This window comes from Psychrobacter sp. AOP22-C1-C5 (genome assembly GCF_052378885.1).
GTDB lineage: Bacteria > Pseudomonadota > Gammaproteobacteria > Pseudomonadales > Moraxellaceae > Psychrobacter.
In genome coordinates, this window is record NZ_JBQSYC010000004.1 from 30799 (window position 1) to 52605 (window position 21807).

Consider the following 21807-nt stretch of genomic DNA (forward strand, 5'->3'; position numbering starts at 1 on the left):
AGATTTGGTTGCAAGTGTTATTCTTAAGGTCGGCTCTAAAATAACAATAAGACTTCTGATAGTAGGCGAAAAACTAAGCAATAAACAATACTGCCACTTTGGTGCAATTTGCTTGCATTTTCGTATTTTGACGGTCATATCTCGACTAAGACACGAGCACCATTCATATAATATAAAGCAAAAATTCTTGCAATAACTTCATTCATTATAATTGATAAAAATAGGGTTTAAAAAAGATGGATACCTTAAATATCCTGTATCTCGTAGGGGCATTGTTGATTTTCGCCAGTATTATGGCAAGTACATTATCAGCACGCTTGGGCGTCCCATTATTGCTATTGTTTTTAATGGTCGGGATGTTGGCTGGCGAGCAAGGCATTTTAGGTATTGAGTTTTCTCAATATGCGCTTGCCAATTTTGTCGGTCAAGCAGCCTTGGCTTGTATCTTGTTGGATGGTGGTCTACGCACTTCTTTTAAGTCGTTTCGCGTGGGTCTAAAGCCTGCAATAACCTTGGCGACTTGGGGCGTACTGGTCACGGTGATGGTGCTTGGGGTATTCGTCACTTGGCTGCTCGATGTCGATTGGCGTTTTGGTTTGTTGATGGCAGCCATCGTGGGTTCGACCGATGCGGCTGCCGTATTTTCTCTGTTGCGTAATGGCGGCGTAAAGCTCAATGATCGCGTTCAAGCCACACTCGAATTAGAATCTGGCGGCAACGATCCATTAGCCATTCTATTGGTCACAGGTTTGATTGCCCTAAATGTCGATCCAGCGGGTCAGACAGCATTTGGGTTTTTAATCTTGCTGTTGCAGCAGCTGGGTGTTGGTTTGGGGATGGGCGTGCTCTTCGGTTATCTGCTGGCGCGATTATTGCCCAAGTTGCATTTGGCAGAAGGGATGTATGCCATTTTAATACTGTCCGCTGGCTTAGCTGTTTTTGCAGCGACCAATCTGCTTGGCGGCAGTGGTTTTTTGGCCGTTTATCTCACTGGTGTACTGATTGGCAACCACAAGGTACGCTCAACTGAGCATGTCATGCGAGTGATGGATAGCTTTGCGTGGTTATCACAAGCGGTGCTTTTTGTGGTACTCGGACTATTGGTCACTCCATCGAACGTTCTCAATGTTTGGCATTATTCTGTGGCGATTGCGGCCTTTATGATTTTGGTTGCCCGTCCTATCGCTGTTTATACCAGTGTGAAACCATTCAAATTTAAAGACAGAGAGATTGGTTTTATCTCTTGGGTTGGTTTACGCGGTGCGGTGCCCATTACCCTTGCCATGTTGCCCGTGATGGCGGGGATAGATAACGCCTTTATGCTGTTTGATATCGCTTTTGGTGTGGTGGTCTTATCCTTGATTTTGCAAGGCACGACCATTCCTTTTATGGCCAATTTGTTTAAAGTACGCATTCCGAATAACAAAGACCCAAAAGAAGAGCTGGAAGTTTGGGTGTCAGATAAGGCAAGTATTACCTTGTATGAGTTTGAAGTGCAATCAGGTGCGTTTGCTATTGGCCGCCACCCAATGGATGTGTCCCGCCGCATAAGCCCTGACGAAATCAGTGTCTTTGCCCTGTTACGTAAGCAGGAAGTCGTAGTAGTTAATGAAGACACTAAGCTAAAATTCGGCGATAGTGTTTGGTATGCCATGCGAGGCAATCATGCCAGTAAAATCGCAAATATTTTCAATGACACAACGCTCGATCGCAAAGTCATTGATGATTTTTATGGTGATTGGTTACTGTCGCCGAGTGTCAAGCTTGGAGACTTGCCGTTCTTCACGGGTATTATGGAATCTGAATCGCTTGTAGACAGTTTGAAATCTGAAAACGAGGACGACCCAAAAAGTATGTGGGAACAAACCGTTGCTGAATACATAAAAGGGAGTTTGGGGACGGCACCCGTGTCAGGCGATACTGTGGCAATCAGTGAAGAGTGGTCATTGGTCATCAAAGATGTTGATGATCAAGGAAAGCTAAGAACCATTGGGCTAAAACATCAAGAGCTACCAACAGCAATATAAAGGTTTTTGAAATAATTGATTTCGAATAAAAAAACAATTTTTATAAAATACAGCGAGCATAATGTTGCGTGCTCACGGTACTTTGACAAACAAAAACTGTAAAAATATATACTAGCAGTACTGTATTCGTTTCATAGTGGATCGACCATATATTTATTATATGGCGATCCCTATAAAATTAGGCGATTACCACATCAAGTCATCTGGAATCACATAAGCAGCATAAGGATCATCTTCTGCCAACGCTTCTTCTGAGGTATCGTTAGACACAACGATGAAGCCCTCCATTTTCGTATTTATACGATCTGCCAATGGGCGAGGCAGCAAGGCATAGCCTTCTTCTAAACGCGCAATTACAACATGACCGCCCACAATTTGATCATATAACTTTTGGGTGATAGAGATTTTTTTTACTTTAGAATCATCTACAAACTGGTAGCTGACTTCACCACTTGTATCCGTAATCTGATGCTGCTTAATCATTTGCACGATATTGGCTCTTAGCATTTTTTCTTCTAAAACCCGCTGCTTTTCTTGGTTGAGCTTTTGATCCTTTTCTAGCTTTTTCGCTTGGGCATCTGCCAGTGCTTTTTTGGCTTCTATGCTTTCTGAATCGCCAGTACGCTTAGCGTGTTGAGCCTGCTTGCTGATTTTATTGGCTTTTTTGCTATCCACCAATCCCGCTTTCAATAATTGAGCCTGTAGGGCATTTTTTGCCATAATTTTATCACCTAAATAACGATACTTGAATCGTAAATGCGAAATCATAAATGCTAAAAAATACATTGTAGCAAACTTTGCTACGGCATGTTGCCAGCAGAAAGTATGACTCTGCTAATAAGGCAAACCAATATTATGGGCATCGGTTCTTGGCGCGAATCTAGGATGTGGCAAAATCCTCACTACTCACTGGAAGAAGCGACTTAAATCGGTTACTATCGAGTTAATAGATATGTTTGTTTCTAGCATATCTAACACATGCTTTTGGCTGAAGGGGTGATTTGGTCAGGCATCGATGGCACTAGGATTAATCAACCAAATTTAAGGATGAATTATGACAACATCACAGCACATTTTGGCTTGTATTGATGGCTCGGCAGTGACCGAATCGGTTTGTGACTATGCCGCATGGTATGCCAGTAAATTAAATCTACCCGTTGGCTTAATGCATGTTAGTGACGTTCCTGTATCTACCAGACGTGATTTGTCGGGCGCAATCGGTATCAATAGCCGCCAGTTTTTGTTAGAAGAATTGACCCAGTTGGACGAACAAAGAGCGAAGATAGAGAACAGTTATAGTAATGCCTTAGTACAAGACGCGAAAAGTCACATTCAAGAGAGATTTCCTGATATCAATGTTCGTCTTTATCAACGTCACGGCAAGCTGTTACCCGCTATTGAACACTTCAAAACCGAGAATCGTGCCATCGTCATGGGGAGACGCGGCGAAGACCATAAGCACAGTCGTATCAATATCGGTAGTCAGATCGAAACGGTCGCACGAGCCTCAGATGTCCCTGTATTGATTTGTTCAGAACCGTTCAAAGAGCCGAATTCTTATGTGATAGCTTTTGATGGCAGTAAAACCGCTATTAAAGCTGTATGGATGGTTGCAAGAAGCCCTGTATTGAAAGGCCTACAAGGTCATATCGTCATGATAGGGAGTCATAACGATGCTGCTAAACAAAGCCTAAGCGCTGCAGCTGCGCAACTAGAAGATGCTGGCTTCATTGTAGACGCTCATCACTTATCGGCCTCTGATGCCGTTGATGGATTATTAAAGTTTCAAGTAGACAATCACATTGATATGATGGTGGTGGGTGCGTATGGGCATTCTAAGTTGCAACAGTTGTTTCTTGGCAGTACCACGACAGAAATTATCGCAAGTACGTTATCACCTGTAATTTTACTGCGTTAAAATCTTCAGTGGTTAAATATAGGAACGTCTAAAAAAACAAAAGCACGTTGTAAGCAATAAATACATCTCTTCATACAAAGCAAGACATCAACTCTAAAGTGATCCTACGGCAGTCACTCTTTCTTAGAAGGCGGCTACAGGATCATTTTTTATGTTTATAGACAAATAAAAGATGGCTTGTTATTCATAAGAATTTTTTACTCTCATCAAGTTTATTCCCACCAAACTATAAAAGCAGTTCAGTAAGCAACTTTCTCGCGAACGGTTTTATAACTTGTAAAGGGTAGGGCTCCTTTTCAAAAGCTGCATCTGGGCCATCTAAGACAACTATACATGTCAAATCTTCAACGTACTATTTCAATAAATTTGCATGAGTAATGAAGAGGTTGCCTCCCTTGAAAAAATGCTTGTGCTGGCAAAACAAGAGCTGAGCATGAATGAGCCACTATTGAAATACGGTGATGTCAGTCAGGCAGATGTCATAAAGTTAAGTCGTCAGGTTGCTGACATTGAAGCGCAAATTAATAACAAGCGTGATAAATATTTTGAAGAAGCTCAGGCAGAGATGACTAAAGCCCAAGAAGAGCTGGATACTGAGGTTGAGCTACTGCGAGACAGTTTACAAGTATTAGAACAAAAACGCTTACTGTCCCCAACCGAAGGTAAGATTAACAACATCAATGTGACGACTATCGGCGGTGTGGTGAAGCCTGGCGAAACGATTATGCAGATTTTGCCGACCAGTAGTGATCTGGTCATAGATGCAAAAGTCAGTCCTGCCGATATCGCTTATGTACAAGAGGGGCAAGAGGCGACTGTCAAACTTGATGCCTATGACTATTCAATCTTTGGGGCAATGAATGGCACGGTGAACTATATCAGTCCAGATACGCTCATAGAACAGACTCCAAAAGGAGAAGAGCCTTATTATCGGGTATTGATCGTAATCACGGGGGCGGAGTTTGAGGGCCGAGAAGATAAGATTGTTATCAAACCAGGTATGACGGCTTCTGTTGACATAAAAGCAATGGAGCGTACGGTATTGTCTTATCTCACGAAACCCATCACCAAAACGTTATCAGAAGGTCTGGGCGAACGATAATGAGATAGAAACGCAGTGGTAAGCGCCGCGCTATAGGGAGTCATTTCGATCCGCTTGTTCAGACATTCCTGTAGTGTTCTCATCTTTACTGCTATTGATGCCACTTCTTAATTGCTGCGTCTCATCGATTTTTTGCTGATTACGCTTTTTCACTTCATTGATGGCGGCGCTCAGTTGGTCGTTAATGTCTTCTACTTCAGATTTTGCCGAAAGATACGCTTTGTCTATTTTGACGTGAGTCGGCTCAGTTGGAATATCTATAGACAGTAAGCCTGCACGGGCTTTGATATTCTCTCGTGCCTCGACCGTATTTGACGGCATAGAGTTAGAGATGTCATCTGTTTGTGGACTCAAGTTCGCATTTCTTTGGAGAGACTCTTCAAGCGTAGATACAGGTTTTGAAGACGTTGAAACACTATCCTCTGTCAAAGTTTGAGTAGAGAGTGTTTTGTCTGTCGCTGAGACGATTATTGGTTCTTTGTCATGTGTCAGTTGGGTAGTGGTCTTATCATCGCTGCCAATTTTTTCTATCGTGTCCGTATTGTTGGTTGCAGTATAGGTTTTGGCAATAAGAGGCGGTAAATCTTGACCGACATCAGATGCAACTGAGGGCTTAACTGTATTGACACGGCTATTGGTCACTTGTGCGGGCTCTTCTTTATTCACATTCAAATAGAAAACAAAGAAAAATCCCACGTGTACCAATATTGCAAGGCACACTGCCCAAAGCCATTTTTCACGTAATAGTTTTTGGCGTAATGGTATCATTGGACGACGTTACCTTTTATCTATTATAGCGTGCGGTCAATATCTTGATGCTATAGATGAGGTTAACAAATAATGAAGTGCGTTGCTATCGATATCAGACATTACAAACATCGGTTTTGATAATGTCTGTTAAGTAACTTTCTAAATACCAATGCCTTTTTTATTAGGATAGAGTGGCCAAGAGCAGTGGTTTATTAATCTTAAACAATGTTGATGAATAACGTCTGCGTCTCAGCAGACAAAAAAATCCCTAAAACAATGTAATAAATAATCAAATATTATCGCATCGTTTCAGGGACTGCTAAGACTTCCAAAATCAAAAGACTGTTAAAGTTACAAACGCACGTCACATGTTATGCAGCGCTTTCTGCATCGTTGCGCTTCTCAATTTTGTGCTGATCTTCTGTATTATCAACTTTCCAATAGCTTGAGATATATAAATGCGTTTTTGCTATCGGACGCTCTACTTTAAAGTACTGGCAGAGGGCACGCATACTGTGAAACTCACAAGCCGCCCAAACCGCTGGTTCTCCTGCCAACCAATTCAAGCTTTTAGTATGCTCAAGTAATGGGCAGCTTTCGGCATTTGGCGCAGCATTAATGACCCAATGAATATCAATGTTTTCTGGTTTTTTGAGAGTTTGACGGTCTTCCTCCGTGGTCACCTCAATGACTGCGTAGCCACGTGCATCATCAGGGAGCTGTGCAAGGTTGACAGTAATAGCAGGTAGAGCAGTCATGTCGCCGATTAATAAAAACCAATCTGCCTCATTATTGATCAGTTTTTTTGGTCCAGGACCGCCTACCAAGATTTGATCGCCCGCTTGGGTATTTCGCGCCCACGTCGAGGCAGGGCCTTCAACGTCGTGCAAAGCAAAATCGACGTCTATTTCGTCGTTACGTTGGACGCTGACTGTGTAAGTGCGCATTAGTGGACGAGCTTCTTCGTCTTGAGGAAAGATAAGCTTGATGTAAGCGCTTTCTTGATCGACTGGAAAATCTGCCAAGCCAGCACCGCCAAGCGTCACGCGGCACATGTGCGGAGTAAGGTAGGTGGTGCGAATGACTTCAAGCACTCTTGGGTTGGGTTTTGCCATAAGGTATTTTCCTTCTTTTATAACGGTAATGCCAAAAGGGTTGTCTGTTATATTGCGACTCATTGATAAGAATGAAGCCAGCAGGACGGTTTGTTGGTTGCTCAGTATTCAATAATATTGTGACCAAATAGCATGTTTGGTGATGTCACACTGACGTAGGCTGTGAGGTTAAGAATAATGGCGTCCGTTAGCGTAGCAATCTTATAATCCTCGATACTATCTAGCATATCGCTGGCACAAAATTGATGATCGACACTTATGGATAGTTAGATAGCTGCGTTTTCACGGGGATCATAAGGCGTTTTTTTGAATAAAGTGAGAGATAAAAGTAAACCGTATCCCATTTCCTGTTGCAGGAAAATGCTGAGTGCTGAACTTTATCTTGAGTCTACTAAACCAGACGTATAATAACATAAATGATTATTATTATCATTAAAGAATGCAGGTCGAATTGTTAGAAAAGCTAAAGCTAATAAATGACGTTGCCTATACTTATAGTAGAAAGCTAAAGACTGGTAAGAAGCAAAAGCCGCGAAAATAAAAAGTAAGAAAGCGCAAAAGGTGACAATTTCAATAATCCTTCAGACAATATGAGCCAATCAACAAACCTTTTACCATGCAGATCAATTGCTATGAGTAGTGGTGTTTGAATAAATTTTCTCGTATTATGCAGCCGCAGCTATATACAAGATGGCTGGCGTAAAGAGGATTAGACCCAAGGTATCGGTCTTATGAAGCGTTGAGGATGGAACTAAAGATCGCGCGCTCTCTATTATCATCAATACGTCTATATTGTTAATTGAGCAACTCAAGATTGTTAAAGGTCATATTTATGAACAAAGACACACATCAATCAGTCAGCAATCAACGCTATTTTACGGTATGGCGATGGCATTTTTATGCTGGCATGTTTATAGCGCCTTTTTTAATGATTCTAGCTTGCACCGCCCTTGGTATGTTGCTCATGTCCAGTACAGTAGGCCGAGATGATGACCGCTTAACTGTCTCAGTGTCAGAATCAGCGACACCAGCGCCAGTGGCGACTCAAGCCAAAAATGCGCTCAATACTTTGCCTGATAGCACATTGATCAAATATACTGCGCCCCGTGAGGCTGATACAGTGGCATTGTTTCAGATCAAATCAGCAAATCATGACAATATGGTGGCGGTTAATCCTTATACTGCGGATGTCGTTGATAGTACGCCTGCCAATAGTAATTTGTATTATACCTTCTACAACATTCATGGTGATTTGTTGATAGGTAAATTTGGGGATTACCTTTTAGAAACCACCGCTTCATTGACCATTTTGATGATTTTGACAGGGTGGTATCTATGGTGGCAAAAACGCAAATCGCTTAAAGCCATGTTGATTCCTGACGACAATACCAAACGTCAGACAAAACGGTCATTTTTTCGTACCATTCACGCGACACTAGGTAGCTGGATATCTGTCTTGCTGCTGTTTTTTTGTATCACAGGCATGGCGTGGGCAGGAGTATGGGGCGAGAGAGTCGTTCAGGCTTGGAGCCAGTTTCCGGCCGGCAAGTGGGGCGTTGCTCCAATGCCACTCTCAATTGACCCTAGCCATGAGCATCATGCTGGTATGGATATGGGTAACGCCAATGCCGCGCCGCACGTTCATGGAGCAACACCAGCGATTGTGCCAACACATGGCAGTGTCCTAAATTCAGGTAACACCAAAGATGTGCCTTGGGTGCTGGAGCTGACGCCGATGCCAGTATCGGGGACAACAAGGGGTGAGAAAGGTATCGCACCCAACATACCTATTATGATAGACACAGTAGACCGCTTTGCCCGTGAAATTGGTTTTACGGGTCGTTATCAATTGAACTTACCGCAGGGCGCGTCAGGCGTTTGGACTCTCAGCCAAGATTCGATGGGTTATGATATGAAGAGTCCGACAGCGGATCGTACGGTACATATTGATCGCTATTCAGGCAACGTGTTGGCTGATATCCGTTATGACGATTACAATGCTTTCGGCAAATTTATGGCAGCGGGCACGGCCATTCATATGGGGACGCTTGGGTGGTGGAGTGTGCTGGCCAATGTATTGTTTTGCCTATCTGTGATTGCTATTTGTGTGACAGGCTATGTCATGTGGTGGCAACGTCGTCCGCGTGGCATCAGCGAGAGTAGAGGATTGAAACCGCCCGCACGTGGTCTTAGCTTGTCGGTATGGTGGCCGTTTGCCATTCCCTTACTGGTAGTGGCAGTTATATTTCCAACAGCAATCATCGCCATCTTAATTATCGCGTTGTTGGATTTTTTGATGATATCTCGAGTTGATTTCTTACAAAAGCTATTAAAGTAAGTGTTCGCTAAAACCGCATTTAGACCAAAGGAATAATTTATTTCTGTAATTAAAAAAGGGCGTCTTTTAGCAAGACACCCTTTTTATTCAAATTTTATAAATATGGTTTAACTGCTACAGCTTAAAAGTTAAACGTCGCTGACAATTTTAACGCAGTAGGATCACCCGCATTTAAATAACCATAGGTTGGAAGACCACCCACTGACTGCCAATAGTCTTCACCAGTGACATTCGTCACCATGCCTTTTAACGTGACATCTTGTCCTGCTAGCACAGTGCGATAACGTGCGCCAAGATCTAATGTGGTATAACCGTCAACTTTTAACGTATTGGCCGCATCTGCATAACGAGCGCCCGTATGGATAATGTCGCCTGTCAACGTTAGACCTTCGACTGCCGCTAAATCATATTCTAGATTGACGTTACTCTGAAGTTTGGGCACACCAATGACTCGTTTGCCATCCAATGTGACATCGCCAGTGTTATCCTGTTTAGCATTTAAATAGCTTACGCCAGCGATTAGACGCATGTTTTCACTTGGACTACCAAAGACTGATAACTCAGCACCCTGATGACGGTTTTCCCCAGCCTCCACGAAGGTATCAGTATTATCAACGTAAGCACGAGGTTCCTCAGTACGGAAGATAGCAAGACTACTGCCAATCATCCCATTGTCATACTTAACGCCCATTTCCGTTTGCTTGCTGACATAAGGTGCCAAATCTTGACCGCCATTGGTGACAACTGTTTCACCCTGCGTCAATGGTGCCGTGTCTCCTTTAGCTAGGCTTTCGATATAATTGCCGTAAACAGACCAGTCCATACTGGGTTGATAGACAATCCCAATACTAGGCGTCCATTTGCTTTCATCATAGTCAGAAGTTTGCGCCTGCGTGTTGTAGTCATAGCTGGTTGTTTTGATATTCTGATGGCGCACGCCTAAAGTAGTTTTTAGTTTGTCATCAAATAAAGAGAAAGTGTCTGCTAAAGCATAGCTTTGTAGCTGCGTTTCACCTGTTAGTTTTGGATTGTCTAAATTGCCGCCAAAAAACGCTGCATCTGACCAGCTGTTATCACGATATTTAGTAGGGTTATATAAATTGGTCGCAAGTAAGTTAGTAAAATCAAAACCATAAGCGCCTTTTTCTTCTTGATCGTAAAGCTCTGTTGCTATTACCCAATCATGATCGATCTTGCCCGTTTGCCACTGACCACGCAGACCAAGCTCGGCACTCTGTACCAAATCTTTTCTAGTATTGTCAAAGCGATAGGTTGAGCCTGTACCATCGACGTTATTGACAGTTAAATTGGCTAATGAGTTTTCTTCTTCGCCACGTCGAACGCCATAAGCACCATAAGCAGTGACGGCGTCATTAAAGTCATATTCGCCTCTAATAGTACCGAATACGTCTTCTTCATTTGAATACGTCCAAGGTTGTGCCCAGTTTTTGGTTCCCTTTGGTGCTTTTGGTACTCTAGAAACACCCTCAAGAGTGACGTTGGTGCGAGTCTCATTCATTTTGTTGTCTTGCCAACCCAAATCAGCAGATAATCGATACTGATCACCTCTATAGTCCAAACCAAGAGCGGCTAGACCCAATGTTGCAGATTCGTCGTCGATCGCACTGTCGCCATCTTGATAAGCGGCATTAAAGCGCACACCAAAGGCGTCGTCCGTACCGAAGCGGTCACTCACGTCTACTGCTACTTTGCCTTGATCGCCTTGACCATAACCGAGCGTCACTTCACGCAGTGGCTCATTACCAGCACGTTTTGGCAGTAGGTTAATTGTACCGCCCGAGTTACCGCCACTTGGAGCTGCGCCATTCAGCATGGTAGAAGCACCGCGCTGGACTTCAACACGCTCGAACAATTCGGTCGCAATATACTGTCTTGGTAAGATACCGTATAGACCGTTGTACATTGTGTCATCTGACGTTGTAATGAAGCCGCGCATAAAGTACGCTTCTTGGAAGTTACCAAAACCCCTTGCAACACGGACAGTCGGGTCTTTTTTGAGCAGGTCACCTACGCTTTGTGCCTGCTGGTTGGCAATATATTCATTGGTATAAGACGTAGTCGAGAACGGCGTGTCCATGATATCTTGATTGCCCAAAATTCCGACGCGGCTACCGGTTGCAACTTGACCACCTTCATAGGCAATTGGCAATCCATCTGCTGAAGCATCGGCACTACTGGTCACTACGATCGTATCAAGTACAACACTAGGCTCAGACTGAGCATCCGTATTTAGATCGGTTTGAGCCCAGGCTACCTGACTTGCTCCCAGTAGTAATACTGATGTAGATAGACAGGTTGAACCTAGTGATCGTAGTGAAGATGGCGAGCGAAATAGAGCAGAGTATAAGCGAGACAGTTGCATGAATGTTTCCGGCGTGTGGTTTAAACGCTTATTATAATGATAATTATTTTCATTATAATATCATTACAAGATTAAGTTTAAATCTACCTGTCAAGAATCATAATTGTTATTTACGTTATTATCTTGTTTAAAAAAAGCATGTGAAAAACCAATATGTTATTGGCTAGTGTTAAATCTCAAACGGTATTCGCTTGGTGTCAATCCAACAATACGTTTAAATATTTTACGAAAAGCACTGACATCGCTATAGCCAACTTTCCATGCAATTTGTTCAACTGCCAATAGTGAGAACTGCAAAAAGTCTTTCGCGTTTCCTATGCGCAGTCGCTGACAATACTCAGTGGATGTCATGCCTGTGGCCTTATGAAAGCGACGCAAAAAAGTACGTTCCTCCAGTTGAGCACAACTTGCAAGTGTGGACAAACTGATGTCCTGTGCGTCTGTTTTTTGCAGCCAATGTTGTACCTTTAATATGGCAGCATCGCCATGTGTCAATATGGGTGAAAACGCACTGTAGTAACATTGCTCACGCCTTGATGGGTCAATTAATAACGTACGAGCGGTCTCACTCATCACTTGCGAGCCAAGAAAACGATCCACCATCCTCAAACCCAAATCCGTCCACGCCATAGCGCCGCCAGCGGTCACAATATCACCATCTTCGATAATGATTCGATCAATATCTAGATCGACATCTGGAAAACGATTGCTGAAGGTTTCTACATAACCCCAATGTGTGGTTGCCTTGCGTTTGGAGAGTAAGCCTGTTTCGCCAAGCAAAAAAGCACCGGCACAGACGGAGCACAATATGACACCTTCTGAATGGTGGTCTTTAAGCCATTTTATCCAAGGTGTTGCAGCTTCTGCACCAATTGGTTCCTCTAAAGTGGGCGGTATAATCAGTGCCGACACACTTCCTGATAGATTTGGATTGCTAGAGAAAGTGCGTGTGGGCTGCCGCTCAGAACCGCTAAGTTCCCAATGACTCACTTGTAGAGGAAGATCAGTTGTATCTTGGCGTTTGGCAGCGATTTTGCTGGCAACAACCAGTAAATCAGTCAAACCAAGTACGGCTGCCATTTGTGCTTTTTCATAAATCACCAATCCGATCTCTATAGGTTCTTTTTGTGTCATCTGTCGTTATTAACCTCTTATATGTCGATACAGCCACTCGTTAGTTTAGCACAGCACTTGTAAACTGTACGCCTATACAGTTACTTTCATAAAAAAAGGAATAACCATGAGCACACAAGCCCTTATCGTTGTAGACATCCAAAATGAGTATTTCCCACAAGGAAAATTTCCGCTCGTGGGTATCGACGAAGCCGCTGCTAATGCTGCTTTGATCATCGAGTCTGCCCGCAAAAAAGGTCATACCGTCATTCATGTGCGACATGAAATGCCATCAAATGATGCACCGATATTTACGCCTAATAGCGATGGAGTGGCAATCAATGAGATAGTAAGACCAGCAGAAGGGGAAGCCGTCATCGTTAAGCATTATCCCAACTCGTTCCGAGAGACCGCTCTTAAAGAAGTGCTAGACAAACACGGTATCCAAGAGGTGACAGTCATTGGTGCTATGAGTCACATGTGTATTGATGCGACCGTTCGTGCTTCAGTGGATTTTGGTTATAAAACAACGACGGTTCATGATGCGTGTGCCACGCGTGATCTTGAGTTTGGGGAAACCAAAATACCAGCGTCACAGGTTCATGCCACTATCATGGCTGCCATTGAGTTTATGTATGGCGAAGTGATTGATACTAAAACTTGGATTGCGCGTTAATACTAAGTTGTTTATACAAGCAGGATGAATCTGTAAAATCTCCTTATTAACAGGTATAAAATAATGAAAATAACCAAATTACTGACCAGCACCACTATTTTAAGTAGCGTTTTGTTTTTAACCGCATGTACTACTTTTACAAGTCCAGTTGGCAGTTCTCATCCTGAAAAGGAAACGAGTGCCAATACTGTGACTTTTCAGCAAATCCGTAATGCAACCATTAAGCTGAATTATGCAGGTACCAAATTTTTGGTAGACCCTATGCTCGCGCCTAAAAACGCTTATCTAGGGTTTGCAGGCACCGTAAACAGTGAAGTACGCTATCCTAAAGTAGATCTACCAGTAACGGTTGAAGAAGTGCTTGATGCGGATGCTATTATCTTGACCCATTTGCACGCTGATCATTGGGACGAGGCCGCACGTTTTTTAGTGCCTCGCGACATGCCAATTTTTACTCAAAATGAAGCCGATGCAAAAACTGTGCGTAAAGACGGCTTTACTAATGTAAAAGTATTGACTGAAGCTGGGGTTACGTTCAATGGTACTAAAATCAACAAAACCATAGGGCAGCATGGTACTGATGAGATGTACCAAGTACCGCCGTTAGCTGAGTCACTGGGCAAAACGATGGGTCTTGTGTTCCAAAGACCTGATTATAAGACTGTCTATGTAGTGGGTGATACCGTTTGGAACGAGGAGGTAGAAGAGGCACTCACTCGTTATAAGCCTGATGCTGTTATTCTTAACATAGGGTATGCAAAAGTCGATAATTTTGATGACTCAATTATCATGGGTAAAGAAGATTTATACCGCGCGTATCAATTCTCTCCCAATGCTAAAATCGTTGGCGTTCACATGGATACCGTTAATCATGCAACGCTAACAAAAGCAGAGCTACGCCGTTTTATTGAAGAAAAGCATTTGGATAAGCAGCGCGCACTAGTGCCAAACGATGGTCAGCGTTATAAATTCTAATGAATAATAGACAAAACTCTTGTAAAAGCTATGGCTAAACCTCGTAGTGCTAGGCTGTGAGGGGATACTTTTGCAAGAGTTCTATAACTCAAATTTAAACGTCTATCTTATTCGTTATCTACACACTTTCATCCTCTCGAAGCGTGAGTACTTCATAACTGTCTGACGTGACCGCAATGGTATGCTCCCATTGGGCAGACAGTTTTTTATCATGGGTAACGACAGTCCAGCCATCGTTTTTTGTTTTAACCTTGGCTTTACCTTGATTGATCATTGGCTCAATGGTGAAGGTCATGCCTTCTTCTAACATCAACCCTTTCCCTTGAATACCGTAATGCAGGACTTCTGGTGCCTCATGCATCTCACGGCCGATACCATGACCGCAATATTCTCGTACGATAGAGTAGCCATGCTTTTCAGCATAGGTTTGAATGGCATGACCAACATCACCCAGCGTTGCACCCGGTTTTACCATCCGTATGCCTTCCCACATCGCCTCATAAGTCTTATCAACCAAACGTTTGGCAAGCGGTGCTACCTCACCGATCATATACATTTTACTCGAATCTGCAATATAGCCACCTTGCTCCAATGTGATGTCTACGTTCACAATATCGCCTGATTTTAGGATTTGAGTGTCTGAAGGGATACCATGACAGACCACATTATTGACAGAGGTGTTTAAGGCATACTCATAACCATACTGACCCTTGCTGGCTGGCCGTGCGCCTAGCTGATCGACGATATAGCGTTCCGTAAGATCGTTGATTTCCATCGTCGATGTGCCAATGGTGATATTCTTATCAAGATAATCAAAAACAGAGGCAAGCAGGCGTCCAGACTTGCGCATTACCTCTAACTCTTCAGGCGTTTTTAGAATGATTTTAGCCATCGATAAGATTCCCTATGTTTATTTCAGCATTGACATCAGCTTTTTTCATTTGCTCATTGATGATTTGACTATAAGACATAGTAGGATTGGCTTCAGCGAGCATACCTATCTTCATCCAATACTCTGCTTGTGCGTTGATAGAGCGCACCATAACCGTACTCGCCTTACGAATCTCTTCGTGTAGCTCATCGTCAATTTTTACGATACCCATAAAAAACCTTTAATATATGAAACGTATACGAATCATATATTACTATAATAAAAATGCAAGGAAATTATTTTCAAATAGGCGATAGATAATATTCAAGTAATCGCCAATTTTTTTGTGCTATATTTCTAAACAGAGTTTGAGGTGCAGCGTTTAAAGCAATAAGAATCGACTATTACATTACCCTGTAGTTAACTGATAAAGCAAAACGCTGAGACAACACGTATTTTAACGAACAAGGATTGTAAAATGGACGTTGCAGATATAATTGCCGCTTGGGAAGCAGAAGCGTTGCAAGTACAGGATAAATTAGGCGCTGCTGGCGTTACCCCACCGGCTGATTTGGCTGGTATGAGTGGCATGGAGGTGTTCAACGCTATGTTTGCCGGTGAGCTGCCACAGCCGCCAATTGGTGTGACGCTGGATTTTACGCCCATTCGCATTGAATCTGGCACTGCTATTTTTCAGGGACGACCAGGCCCGCAGCACTACAATCCTTTGGGTAGTGTCCACGGCGGTTGGTTTTGTACGCTCTTAGACTCCGCAGTTGCTTGCGCCATTCATTCAACCTTACCAGCTGGCAGGGCCTATACCACGTTAGAAATAAAAGTAAATATGATACGTGCTTTGAGTGCAGCAACCCCACTTGTGCGCGCCGAAGGCAACGTCATTCACGCGGGTCGTCAAACTGCTACCGCTGAGGGACGGATTGTAGGGCCAGATGGCAAACTGTACGCACATGCCACCACGACTTGTTTGATATTTGATGTTTAAACTGCTCTGACTGCTCATTAATGATAAGACTTTTACTATGCAAACATTCGAACGTATTATCAGTATTAATGGAAAAAAAGCCCGTTATTACGACTTTTCTGATTTGGTGCAAAGGGATAAAAACACCAAATTGCCACCCGCACACTTTTATGGCGGCAATGGTTTTACGGCAGGTGTCTATGTACCCTTATTAACCAAACTCAGTGAGCGATTTGATCTGAGCAGTTTGGCCATGCGCGGCTATTGGCAAGACTTGCCATCGATAAAGAAGCTGAGCCGTGAGCAAGATGCCGAGGCATTGATTGCCTTTTTGGAACAAACGCAAGATAAGCCTGTGGTAGGTATTGGGCATTCGCAAGGTGCGACAGCCACTGCCATTGCTGCCGCCAAACGTCCAGATTTATTCTCACAATTGTACTTGATGGAGCCTGTGACGTTTACCAAATCGCAAAAGCTTATGATGGATTTGATGCCTGACAGATTAAAAATAGGCCAAGAACCTTTTAAAAGCACGCTCACAAAGCAAGTAAAGTGGGACAGCGTTGATGCCTATTACGAATACTTGCGGGCGCATCGTGCCTTCAAACGCATTAATGATGACCATCTTTATGTCTTTGCAAAAAACAGTCTTACCCAAAATGAGGGCGAGGCGTATCGTTTACTGTTCACCCCTGAGCAAGAGCTGGCAAGTTATTTTGATACCCCTTTCGTTAATGATGCGCTAAAAAAACTCAATAAGATAGAATTTCCTTATACGATTATTATTGGTAAACCTTCCATTTTTATCAGCCATAAAGTCCGTAAGGTTTGGAAAAATATGGTTCCAACCAAGCGAATTATTGAGTTGTTTGACAATGGGCATCTGCTGCCTATGGAAGCGCCTGAGCAATGCGCAAGTATCATTATTGAAAAATTTGATAACAGTATAAGCGATGAGTCCTAATGACGATTAGTAACTCTTTGAGTGTTGATCGTGCGTCTTTTACCTGGCAGCTTTTACGTTAGTGCGCGAGCCAACACTTCAAACACTTTAGCGTTATTTGCTTGTGCGACGTTAAAGCGCATAAAGTTTTCTGCGCGTTGTGATTGGCTGAACGTGTTGCCCGGCGCTAAAACCACACCCTGCGATAGGCAGCGGTTTGCCAGCTCAGCGGCACTATTATTATCAGGCAATTTGCACCAAAGAAACATACCAGCCTGCGGAATTAGCCAAGGCGTGATACCCAGTTTGGCGAGTCGCGGTATGGTGTGAGCGCGAGCGCTTGATAAGCGGGTATGTACCGTACTCATGTGTTTGCGGTAGCCACTATCAGTGAGGGCGGATAACACAACCGCTGCTGCTAATTGTCCACCGCCGAAACCCGTGGCTATTTTTAAATCCAATAAAGGCTCGACCCACTCACGAGGCGCGGCAATGTAACCGCAGCGCAAGGAGGCTGACAGGGTTTTTGAGAAACTGCCAATATAAAACACCTTTGATAACCCATCTAATGCTGCCAATCTAGGCGCTGGCGTGGACTCAAAATCTGCAAAGATATCGTCTTCAATAATGTATAACCCGGCGGCTTGTGCCAATCGCAATACCTGATATGCCGTAGCGGGCGATAGGGTAGCACCAGTAGGATTATGTATGGCTGCGTTGGTGATATAAAGGCGTGGTTTATGCTCATCCAAAATTGTCGCAAAAGCGTCCACATCTGGACCATTTGGTGTATAGGGCACACCGACCACCTTTACCCGATGGGCACGCAACAAGGCATGAAAGTTAAAATAGCAGGGATCATCGACGACAACGGTATCACCGGGCATCAGTAAAAAACGAAAAATCAAGTCGATTGATTGAGTGCCAGATTCAGTCAATATTACTTGTGAAGGCTCGGCCTCAATGCCCAAACCTGCCATACGACGTGTCAGCAATTCCCGCAACGCCAGCAACCCAAGTGGGGTTGCATACTCACTTATTACCTTGGCATCCGCTTTCGCTACACTTCGTAGGCCACGGCGCATACCTTCCGCATATAGCCAATCAGGGGGTAACCAGCCGCAGCCTGGTTTTAATGCGTCCTCCGAGATCTCAAGCGACTGCCGCGATACCCACAGTGGATCGACGGCTCGATTAAGATTTGGTCCGATATCTGCTATAGACAGCGGTGCTGCGGAGTCTGAAATATAAAATCCTGCACCTGGGCGTGAGGTGATGATGCCATCTGTTTGTAGTCGCTCATAAGCTTCTATAATAGTGGAAGGTGAAAATCCATGGCTTTTAGCGGCAGCACGGACAGAAGGCAAGCGCGTCCCCGGCATATAGATAACCGTGGCTATCTTCGCTTTGATATCTGCCATTACTAATTCAATTTTTGTCATTTTATCTTTCATCGTTGACGCATCTTCTATGTTGCTTCTCGTTTAGCCTACCTACTAGAGTTTACTACCAAACGCTACTGAGTCGAAAAGTAATAAATATTAAAAAACATCCTAACTGTATGGGTAAATGAAGCCAAACAGTTCGATAAAATTGTATTGGATTGTACATAGATAACCCACTGTGCTTTTGTTTTAATCATGACATAAATACACAGTGGTATGATTATGAAAAAATTGACTCAAGGCTGGATTAGCGGATTTATTGGCGTGGTTATTTTTGCAGGGTCGCTACCAGCCACACGCTTAGCGGTGATGGATTTTGATCCCGTATTTCTGACTGCGACAAGAGCGACACTTGCCGCATTACTTGGCGGTATGGTTTTACTTATGTTAAAACAACGTTTGCCGACCAAGACAGATTTGCCAGCGTTAACCATTGTTACTCTAGGTGTAGTCATCGGGTTTCCTCTGCTCAGTGCCATGGCGCTACAGTATGTCACCTCAGCTCACGCTATGGTTTTTTTGGGCGTCCTACCGTTATTTACAGCAATCTTTGCAGTTTGGCGAGGGGATGAGCGTCCCCCAGCTTTGTTTTGGTTGTTTGCCTTACTAGGCAGCTTATTTGTGGCAGGTTATGCAGCATTAAACAGTGATTCTACCTCCCTAATAGGAGGCTTGTTAATGCTGGGTGCAGTGATAGCTTGCGGACTCGGTTATGCCGAAGGTGGACGGTTATCACGAGTACTCGGTGGCTGGCAAGTGATTAGTTGGGCGTTAGTTCTATCTCTACCTATTATGCTGCCAATTATGTGGTTCACATGGCCTGAGTCTTTGATAGAGGTGAGCGCGACTGCTTGGGCGGGCTTAATTTATGTATCCTTATTTAGCATGTTTATTGGTTTTATATTTTGGTATCGTGGCTTGGCTTTAGGGGGTATTGCAGCAGTTGGCCAACTACAGCTAATGCAGCCTTTTATGGGATTGGCATTGGCGGCTTTATTGCTCCATGAGATGGTTAGCACAGGCATGTTGATAAGCACATTGGGCGCAGTTGCGTGCGTGGTCGGAGCTAAAAAATATGCGGTTTAAGACGCTATTGATGATGGCTTTGATTTCTGTTATTTCGAATATATCGATAAGACAGGTCAAATTATCGAGAGGTAATCGGTCTCAATTGCTCATATACCATCATAACGCAATAAACCAATCCTGCGGCCGCTGTCAAACTCCCAAACCACATCACGACAAAATAGCCCGTCTGGTCTGAAGTATAGGTCAATGAAAACGCAATTACTAAGAGTATGAATCCCAGCCCGCGTAGCCATTGCTCATTTAAGAGTAGTGGCAGTTTGCGTTGAAATTTATCTTTATGTCTTTTACTGCTCATCATTAAGGCAATCATACTCAGCAGATTCAGTAAAAATAGCAGTCCAGACAGCATCAAATTAGACATACTATGGGTTTCCTATCTGAGATGCTAAGCGGTGCTTCGACTTCGTCTTTTGTTTGGGAGACACTTTTTTAAAAGTCGCTGCATAAGTGATGTACGCAAACAGTAGCGCTAAAATGAAACAAGCAACATCAAAGCTGATAAATAATATATCTCTATTTAAGATACTTTGAAAAAACCCACGCTCAGTGGTGAGGCTATTGAGTAGCGGTGTGAACAAGAGCAATAGCGTGACCAATGACAGCAAAATGCGCCATGCATGACGATTGGAGCACCATAAAGTCAGCAGCAAACTGCCTGCCCATATCATAAAAAAGCCATCTATTTCCCACTTTGCGCGATTCGTCATATCTAAAGGCAGCATACGGTTGAGCCATAAAAACCCTACCATAGCCAATGGTAGTCCGGCAAGCGTTGCGATATTGAGCTTTTCCACCAGCCAAAATCCGGCATAAGGCTTGTCCATATCGAGTAATTGACGACGGCGTTTTACTGTCCAAAGTACCAAGCCTGTCGCAATCATACCGCATCCAGCCGCGCCCAATAAGAAGTACAGTCCGCGCAGCCAATAGTCAGCAAAACGTCCTGCATGCAATCCAATCATGACCGTTTGAGTAGTTACAGCAAGTGGTGGTGGCTCGCTTTGTTTAAGGGTTTTTCCTGTTTGCCCATCATAGATACGAAACACGCCTATCGTCGATATTTGGCGGTCGGCTTTCCCATCGATGATAATCATACTGTGGTCAGTGTTGGGATGATTGATACTGACACTCGTAATCGCATAATTGGGATTGAGTTTTTGCCAGTCCGCCTGAGCACTCGCCAGTAGGGGGGTGACATCTACCATCGATGCAGGTTGTAGCTCTGTTGCATCAGCAGCTCGATAAGAATAAATTTCTTCAAAAAATTGCTGAGTGTTAATGTCGGAGACCTTGCCAGCCCATGGCATGTATAACGTGATTAAGGTGATGATACCTGTAAACGTAATCATAATATGAAAGGGCAGGGGTAATACTGAAAAAGCATTGTGTGCATCAAGCCACGAGCGTTGACCTTTGCCCCAGCGAAAAGTAAAAAAGTCGGTAAATATCTTTTTGTGGACGATGACACCAGCGATGATGGCAATCAACATCATCATAGATGCAATACCGACGATGATTCTCGCCCATATCACACTCATATAGTGCAAATCAAAGTGCATGCGATAAAAGAAGTTACCGCCTGCGGTATCTCTTGGTGTATATAGCGTTCGGGTTTGCGTATCAAATTGATATTGTAGTCTTTCATCCTCAGTACTGACAGTAACATGCAAGCGCTGATCATTACTCGTGCTACTAGGGCCTGTGGTGATAAACCAGTTTTTGGCGTTTGCTTGGGTTGCTTGCAAGTGTGCAATCGCCACGCTAAATGGTTCAGGCTTATTTGCTGTGCTTGCCGCATTTTGGAGTTTTTGTGACTGTGTTGACTGAAGTTGCTGGGACGCTAGTGAGGTTTGCTGGGAGACAGCAGGAATGTCAGGTTGCATCCATGCGGTCAGCTCGTTATTAAAATAACTGACCGTACCCATGAGAAAGATGGTAAATAATAACCAACCCAATAGTAATCCAAACCAAGTATGTACGTCGGACATCGTTGCCCGATAACCTTTCCCCTTGGCTTTTGTCTTAGTTTTGGTCATCGCTACAGTTTGGGTTTTAGCAGAGTCTGACATCAAAAATGACC

At 43.6% G+C, this 21807-nt stretch carries 19 protein-coding genes; 9 read left to right on the forward strand and 10 right to left on the reverse strand.

What is annotated here, in order from left to right:
* Positions 1 to 236 precede the first annotated feature (236 nt).
* Positions 237 to 2027: a potassium/proton antiporter gene (locus ACT3TH_RS07055; RefSeq protein ID WP_444755145.1), complete on the forward strand. Its 1791-nt coding sequence runs from the start codon at positions 237 to 239 to the stop codon at positions 2025 to 2027.
* A gap of 186 nt (positions 2028 to 2213) precedes the next feature.
* Here ACT3TH_RS07055 and ACT3TH_RS07060 read toward each other — a convergent pair whose 3' ends face one another.
* Complete coding sequence (locus ACT3TH_RS07060; protein WP_444755146.1) at positions 2214 to 2747, reverse strand: DUF2058 domain-containing protein; 534 nt, start codon at positions 2745 to 2747, stop codon at positions 2214 to 2216.
* A 334-nt stretch (positions 2748 to 3081) separates the two neighbouring features.
* Here ACT3TH_RS07060 and ACT3TH_RS07065 point away from each other — a divergent pair, with 334 nt between their 5' ends.
* Both ACT3TH_RS07065 and ACT3TH_RS07070 read left to right on the forward strand, forming a co-directional pair.
* Positions 3082 to 3945, forward strand: a complete 864-nt coding sequence (locus ACT3TH_RS07065) for a universal stress protein (protein WP_444755147.1) — start codon at positions 3082 to 3084, stop codon at positions 3943 to 3945.
* A 370-nt stretch (positions 3946 to 4315) separates the two neighbouring features.
* Entirely contained in the window at positions 4316 to 5047 is a 732-nt protein-coding gene (locus ACT3TH_RS07070; protein WP_444755148.1) for an HlyD family efflux transporter periplasmic adaptor subunit, read from the forward strand.
* 30 nt (positions 5048 to 5077) lie between these two features.
* Here ACT3TH_RS07070 and ACT3TH_RS07075 read toward each other — a convergent pair whose 3' ends face one another.
* The gene (locus tag ACT3TH_RS07075; RefSeq protein WP_444755149.1) at positions 5078 to 5815 is read right to left on the reverse strand and encodes a hypothetical protein; all 738 of its coding nucleotides are present in this window, start codon (positions 5813 to 5815) and stop codon (positions 5078 to 5080) included.
* Between the two features lie 353 nt (positions 5816 to 6168).
* Entirely contained in the window at positions 6169 to 6912 is a 744-nt protein-coding gene (locus tag ACT3TH_RS07080) for a siderophore-interacting protein (RefSeq protein ID WP_444755150.1), read from the reverse strand.
* A gap of 832 nt (positions 6913 to 7744) precedes the next feature.
* On the opposite strand from ACT3TH_RS07080, the gene ACT3TH_RS07085 reads away from it, so the two are divergent.
* Entirely contained in the window at positions 7745 to 9250 is a 1506-nt protein-coding gene (locus ACT3TH_RS07085; RefSeq protein ID WP_444755151.1) for a PepSY-associated TM helix domain-containing protein, read from the forward strand.
* Between the two features lie 121 nt (positions 9251 to 9371).
* Here the strand turns inward: ACT3TH_RS07085 and ACT3TH_RS07090 are convergent, their stop codons facing one another.
* Both ACT3TH_RS07090 and ACT3TH_RS07095 read right to left on the reverse strand, forming a co-directional pair.
* The gene (locus ACT3TH_RS07090) at positions 9372 to 11633 is read right to left on the reverse strand and encodes a TonB-dependent receptor (RefSeq protein WP_444755152.1); all 2262 of its coding nucleotides are present in this window, start codon (positions 11631 to 11633) and stop codon (positions 9372 to 9374) included.
* Between the two features lie 156 nt (positions 11634 to 11789).
* The gene (locus ACT3TH_RS07095; RefSeq protein ID WP_444755153.1) at positions 11790 to 12767 is read right to left on the reverse strand and encodes a GlxA family transcriptional regulator; all 978 of its coding nucleotides are present in this window, start codon (positions 12765 to 12767) and stop codon (positions 11790 to 11792) included.
* Between the two features lie 106 nt (positions 12768 to 12873).
* Here ACT3TH_RS07095 and ACT3TH_RS07100 point away from each other — a divergent pair, with 106 nt between their 5' ends.
* Both ACT3TH_RS07100 and ACT3TH_RS07105 read left to right on the forward strand, forming a co-directional pair.
* Positions 12874 to 13422, forward strand: a complete 549-nt coding sequence (locus tag ACT3TH_RS07100; protein ID WP_444755154.1) for a cysteine hydrolase family protein — start codon at positions 12874 to 12876, stop codon at positions 13420 to 13422.
* Positions 13423 to 13485: 63 nt separating this feature from the next.
* The gene (locus tag ACT3TH_RS07105) at positions 13486 to 14397 is read left to right on the forward strand and encodes an MBL fold metallo-hydrolase (protein WP_444755155.1); all 912 of its coding nucleotides are present in this window, start codon (positions 13486 to 13488) and stop codon (positions 14395 to 14397) included.
* Positions 14398 to 14515: 118 nt separating this feature from the next.
* Here the strand turns inward: ACT3TH_RS07105 and map are convergent, their stop codons facing one another.
* On the reverse strand, positions 14516 to 15289 hold the full coding sequence (gene map, locus ACT3TH_RS07110; protein WP_444755156.1) for a type I methionyl aminopeptidase: 774 nt from the start codon (positions 15287 to 15289) through the stop codon (positions 14516 to 14518).
* Positions 15282 to 15500: a ParD-like family protein gene (locus ACT3TH_RS07115; RefSeq protein WP_444755157.1), complete on the reverse strand. Its 219-nt coding sequence runs from the start codon at positions 15498 to 15500 to the stop codon at positions 15282 to 15284. The genes map and ACT3TH_RS07115 overlap by 8 nt, the downstream gene beginning before the upstream one ends.
* A gap of 246 nt (positions 15501 to 15746) precedes the next feature.
* On the opposite strand from ACT3TH_RS07115, the gene ACT3TH_RS07120 reads away from it, so the two are divergent.
* Together ACT3TH_RS07120 and ACT3TH_RS07125 are read left to right on the forward strand one after the other, a co-directional pair.
* On the forward strand, positions 15747 to 16271 hold the full coding sequence (locus tag ACT3TH_RS07120; protein WP_444755158.1) for a PaaI family thioesterase: 525 nt from the start codon (positions 15747 to 15749) through the stop codon (positions 16269 to 16271).
* A 37-nt stretch (positions 16272 to 16308) separates the two neighbouring features.
* Complete coding sequence (locus ACT3TH_RS07125; RefSeq protein WP_444755159.1) at positions 16309 to 17214, forward strand: alpha/beta fold hydrolase; 906 nt, start codon at positions 16309 to 16311, stop codon at positions 17212 to 17214.
* A 53-nt stretch (positions 17215 to 17267) separates the two neighbouring features.
* Here ACT3TH_RS07125 and ACT3TH_RS07130 read toward each other — a convergent pair whose 3' ends face one another.
* On the reverse strand, positions 17268 to 18647 hold the full coding sequence (locus ACT3TH_RS07130; protein WP_444755160.1) for an aminotransferase-like domain-containing protein: 1380 nt from the start codon (positions 18645 to 18647) through the stop codon (positions 17268 to 17270).
* A gap of 213 nt (positions 18648 to 18860) precedes the next feature.
* Between ACT3TH_RS07130 and ACT3TH_RS07135 the strand changes: the two genes are divergently transcribed.
* Positions 18861 to 19724, forward strand: coding sequence for a DMT family transporter (locus ACT3TH_RS07135; protein ID WP_444755161.1), 864 nt, complete (start codon positions 18861 to 18863; stop codon positions 19722 to 19724).
* Between the two features lie 61 nt (positions 19725 to 19785).
* On the opposite strand, the gene ACT3TH_RS07140 is transcribed toward ACT3TH_RS07135, so the two are convergent.
* Positions 19786 to 20088, reverse strand: coding sequence for a DUF3325 domain-containing protein (locus ACT3TH_RS07140; protein WP_444755162.1), 303 nt, complete (start codon positions 20086 to 20088; stop codon positions 19786 to 19788).
* 1 nt (position 20089) lies between these two features.
* On the reverse strand, positions 20090 to 21796 hold the full coding sequence (locus ACT3TH_RS07145) for a PepSY-associated TM helix domain-containing protein (protein ID WP_444755163.1): 1707 nt from the start codon (positions 21794 to 21796) through the stop codon (positions 20090 to 20092).
* Positions 21797 to 21807: the final 11 nt, after the last annotated feature.

Bases quoted from the DNA above. Each gene is read 5' to 3' on its own strand.
- ACT3TH_RS07055 (WP_444755145.1), top strand. From the start codon at position 237: ATGGATACCTTAAATATCCTGTATCTCGTAGGGGCATTGTTGATTTTC.
- ACT3TH_RS07060 (WP_444755146.1), bottom strand. From the start codon at position 2,747: ATGGCAAAAAATGCCCTACAGGCTCAATTATTGAAAGCGGGATTGGTG.
- ACT3TH_RS07065 (WP_444755147.1), top strand. From the start codon at position 3,082: ATGACAACATCACAGCACATTTTGGCTTGTATTGATGGCTCGGCAGTG.
- ACT3TH_RS07070 (WP_444755148.1), top strand. From the start codon at position 4,316: ATGAGTAATGAAGAGGTTGCCTCCCTTGAAAAAATGCTTGTGCTGGCA.
- ACT3TH_RS07075 (WP_444755149.1), bottom strand. From the start codon at position 5,815: ATGATACCATTACGCCAAAAACTATTACGTGAAAAATGGCTTTGGGCA.
- ACT3TH_RS07080 (WP_444755150.1), bottom strand. From the start codon at position 6,912: ATGGCAAAACCCAACCCAAGAGTGCTTGAAGTCATTCGCACCACCTAC.
- ACT3TH_RS07085 (WP_444755151.1), top strand. From the start codon at position 7,745: ATGAACAAAGACACACATCAATCAGTCAGCAATCAACGCTATTTTACG.
- ACT3TH_RS07090 (WP_444755152.1), bottom strand. From the start codon at position 11,633: ATGCAACTGTCTCGCTTATACTCTGCTCTATTTCGCTCGCCATCTTCA.
- ACT3TH_RS07095 (WP_444755153.1), bottom strand. From the start codon at position 12,767: ATGACACAAAAAGAACCTATAGAGATCGGATTGGTGATTTATGAAAAA.
- ACT3TH_RS07100 (WP_444755154.1), top strand. From the start codon at position 12,874: ATGAGCACACAAGCCCTTATCGTTGTAGACATCCAAAATGAGTATTTC.
- ACT3TH_RS07105 (WP_444755155.1), top strand. From the start codon at position 13,486: ATGAAAATAACCAAATTACTGACCAGCACCACTATTTTAAGTAGCGTT.
- map (WP_444755156.1), bottom strand. From the start codon at position 15,289: ATGGCTAAAATCATTCTAAAAACGCCTGAAGAGTTAGAGGTAATGCGC.
- ACT3TH_RS07115 (WP_444755157.1), bottom strand. From the start codon at position 15,500: ATGGGTATCGTAAAAATTGACGATGAGCTACACGAAGAGATTCGTAAG.
- ACT3TH_RS07120 (WP_444755158.1), top strand. From the start codon at position 15,747: ATGGACGTTGCAGATATAATTGCCGCTTGGGAAGCAGAAGCGTTGCAA.
- ACT3TH_RS07125 (WP_444755159.1), top strand. From the start codon at position 16,309: ATGCAAACATTCGAACGTATTATCAGTATTAATGGAAAAAAAGCCCGT.
- ACT3TH_RS07130 (WP_444755160.1), bottom strand. From the start codon at position 18,647: ATGAAAGATAAAATGACAAAAATTGAATTAGTAATGGCAGATATCAAA.
- ACT3TH_RS07135 (WP_444755161.1), top strand. From the start codon at position 18,861: ATGAAAAAATTGACTCAAGGCTGGATTAGCGGATTTATTGGCGTGGTT.
- ACT3TH_RS07140 (WP_444755162.1), bottom strand. From the start codon at position 20,088: ATGTCTAATTTGATGCTGTCTGGACTGCTATTTTTACTGAATCTGCTG.
- ACT3TH_RS07145 (WP_444755163.1), bottom strand. From the start codon at position 21,796: ATGTCAGACTCTGCTAAAACCCAAACTGTAGCGATGACCAAAACTAAG.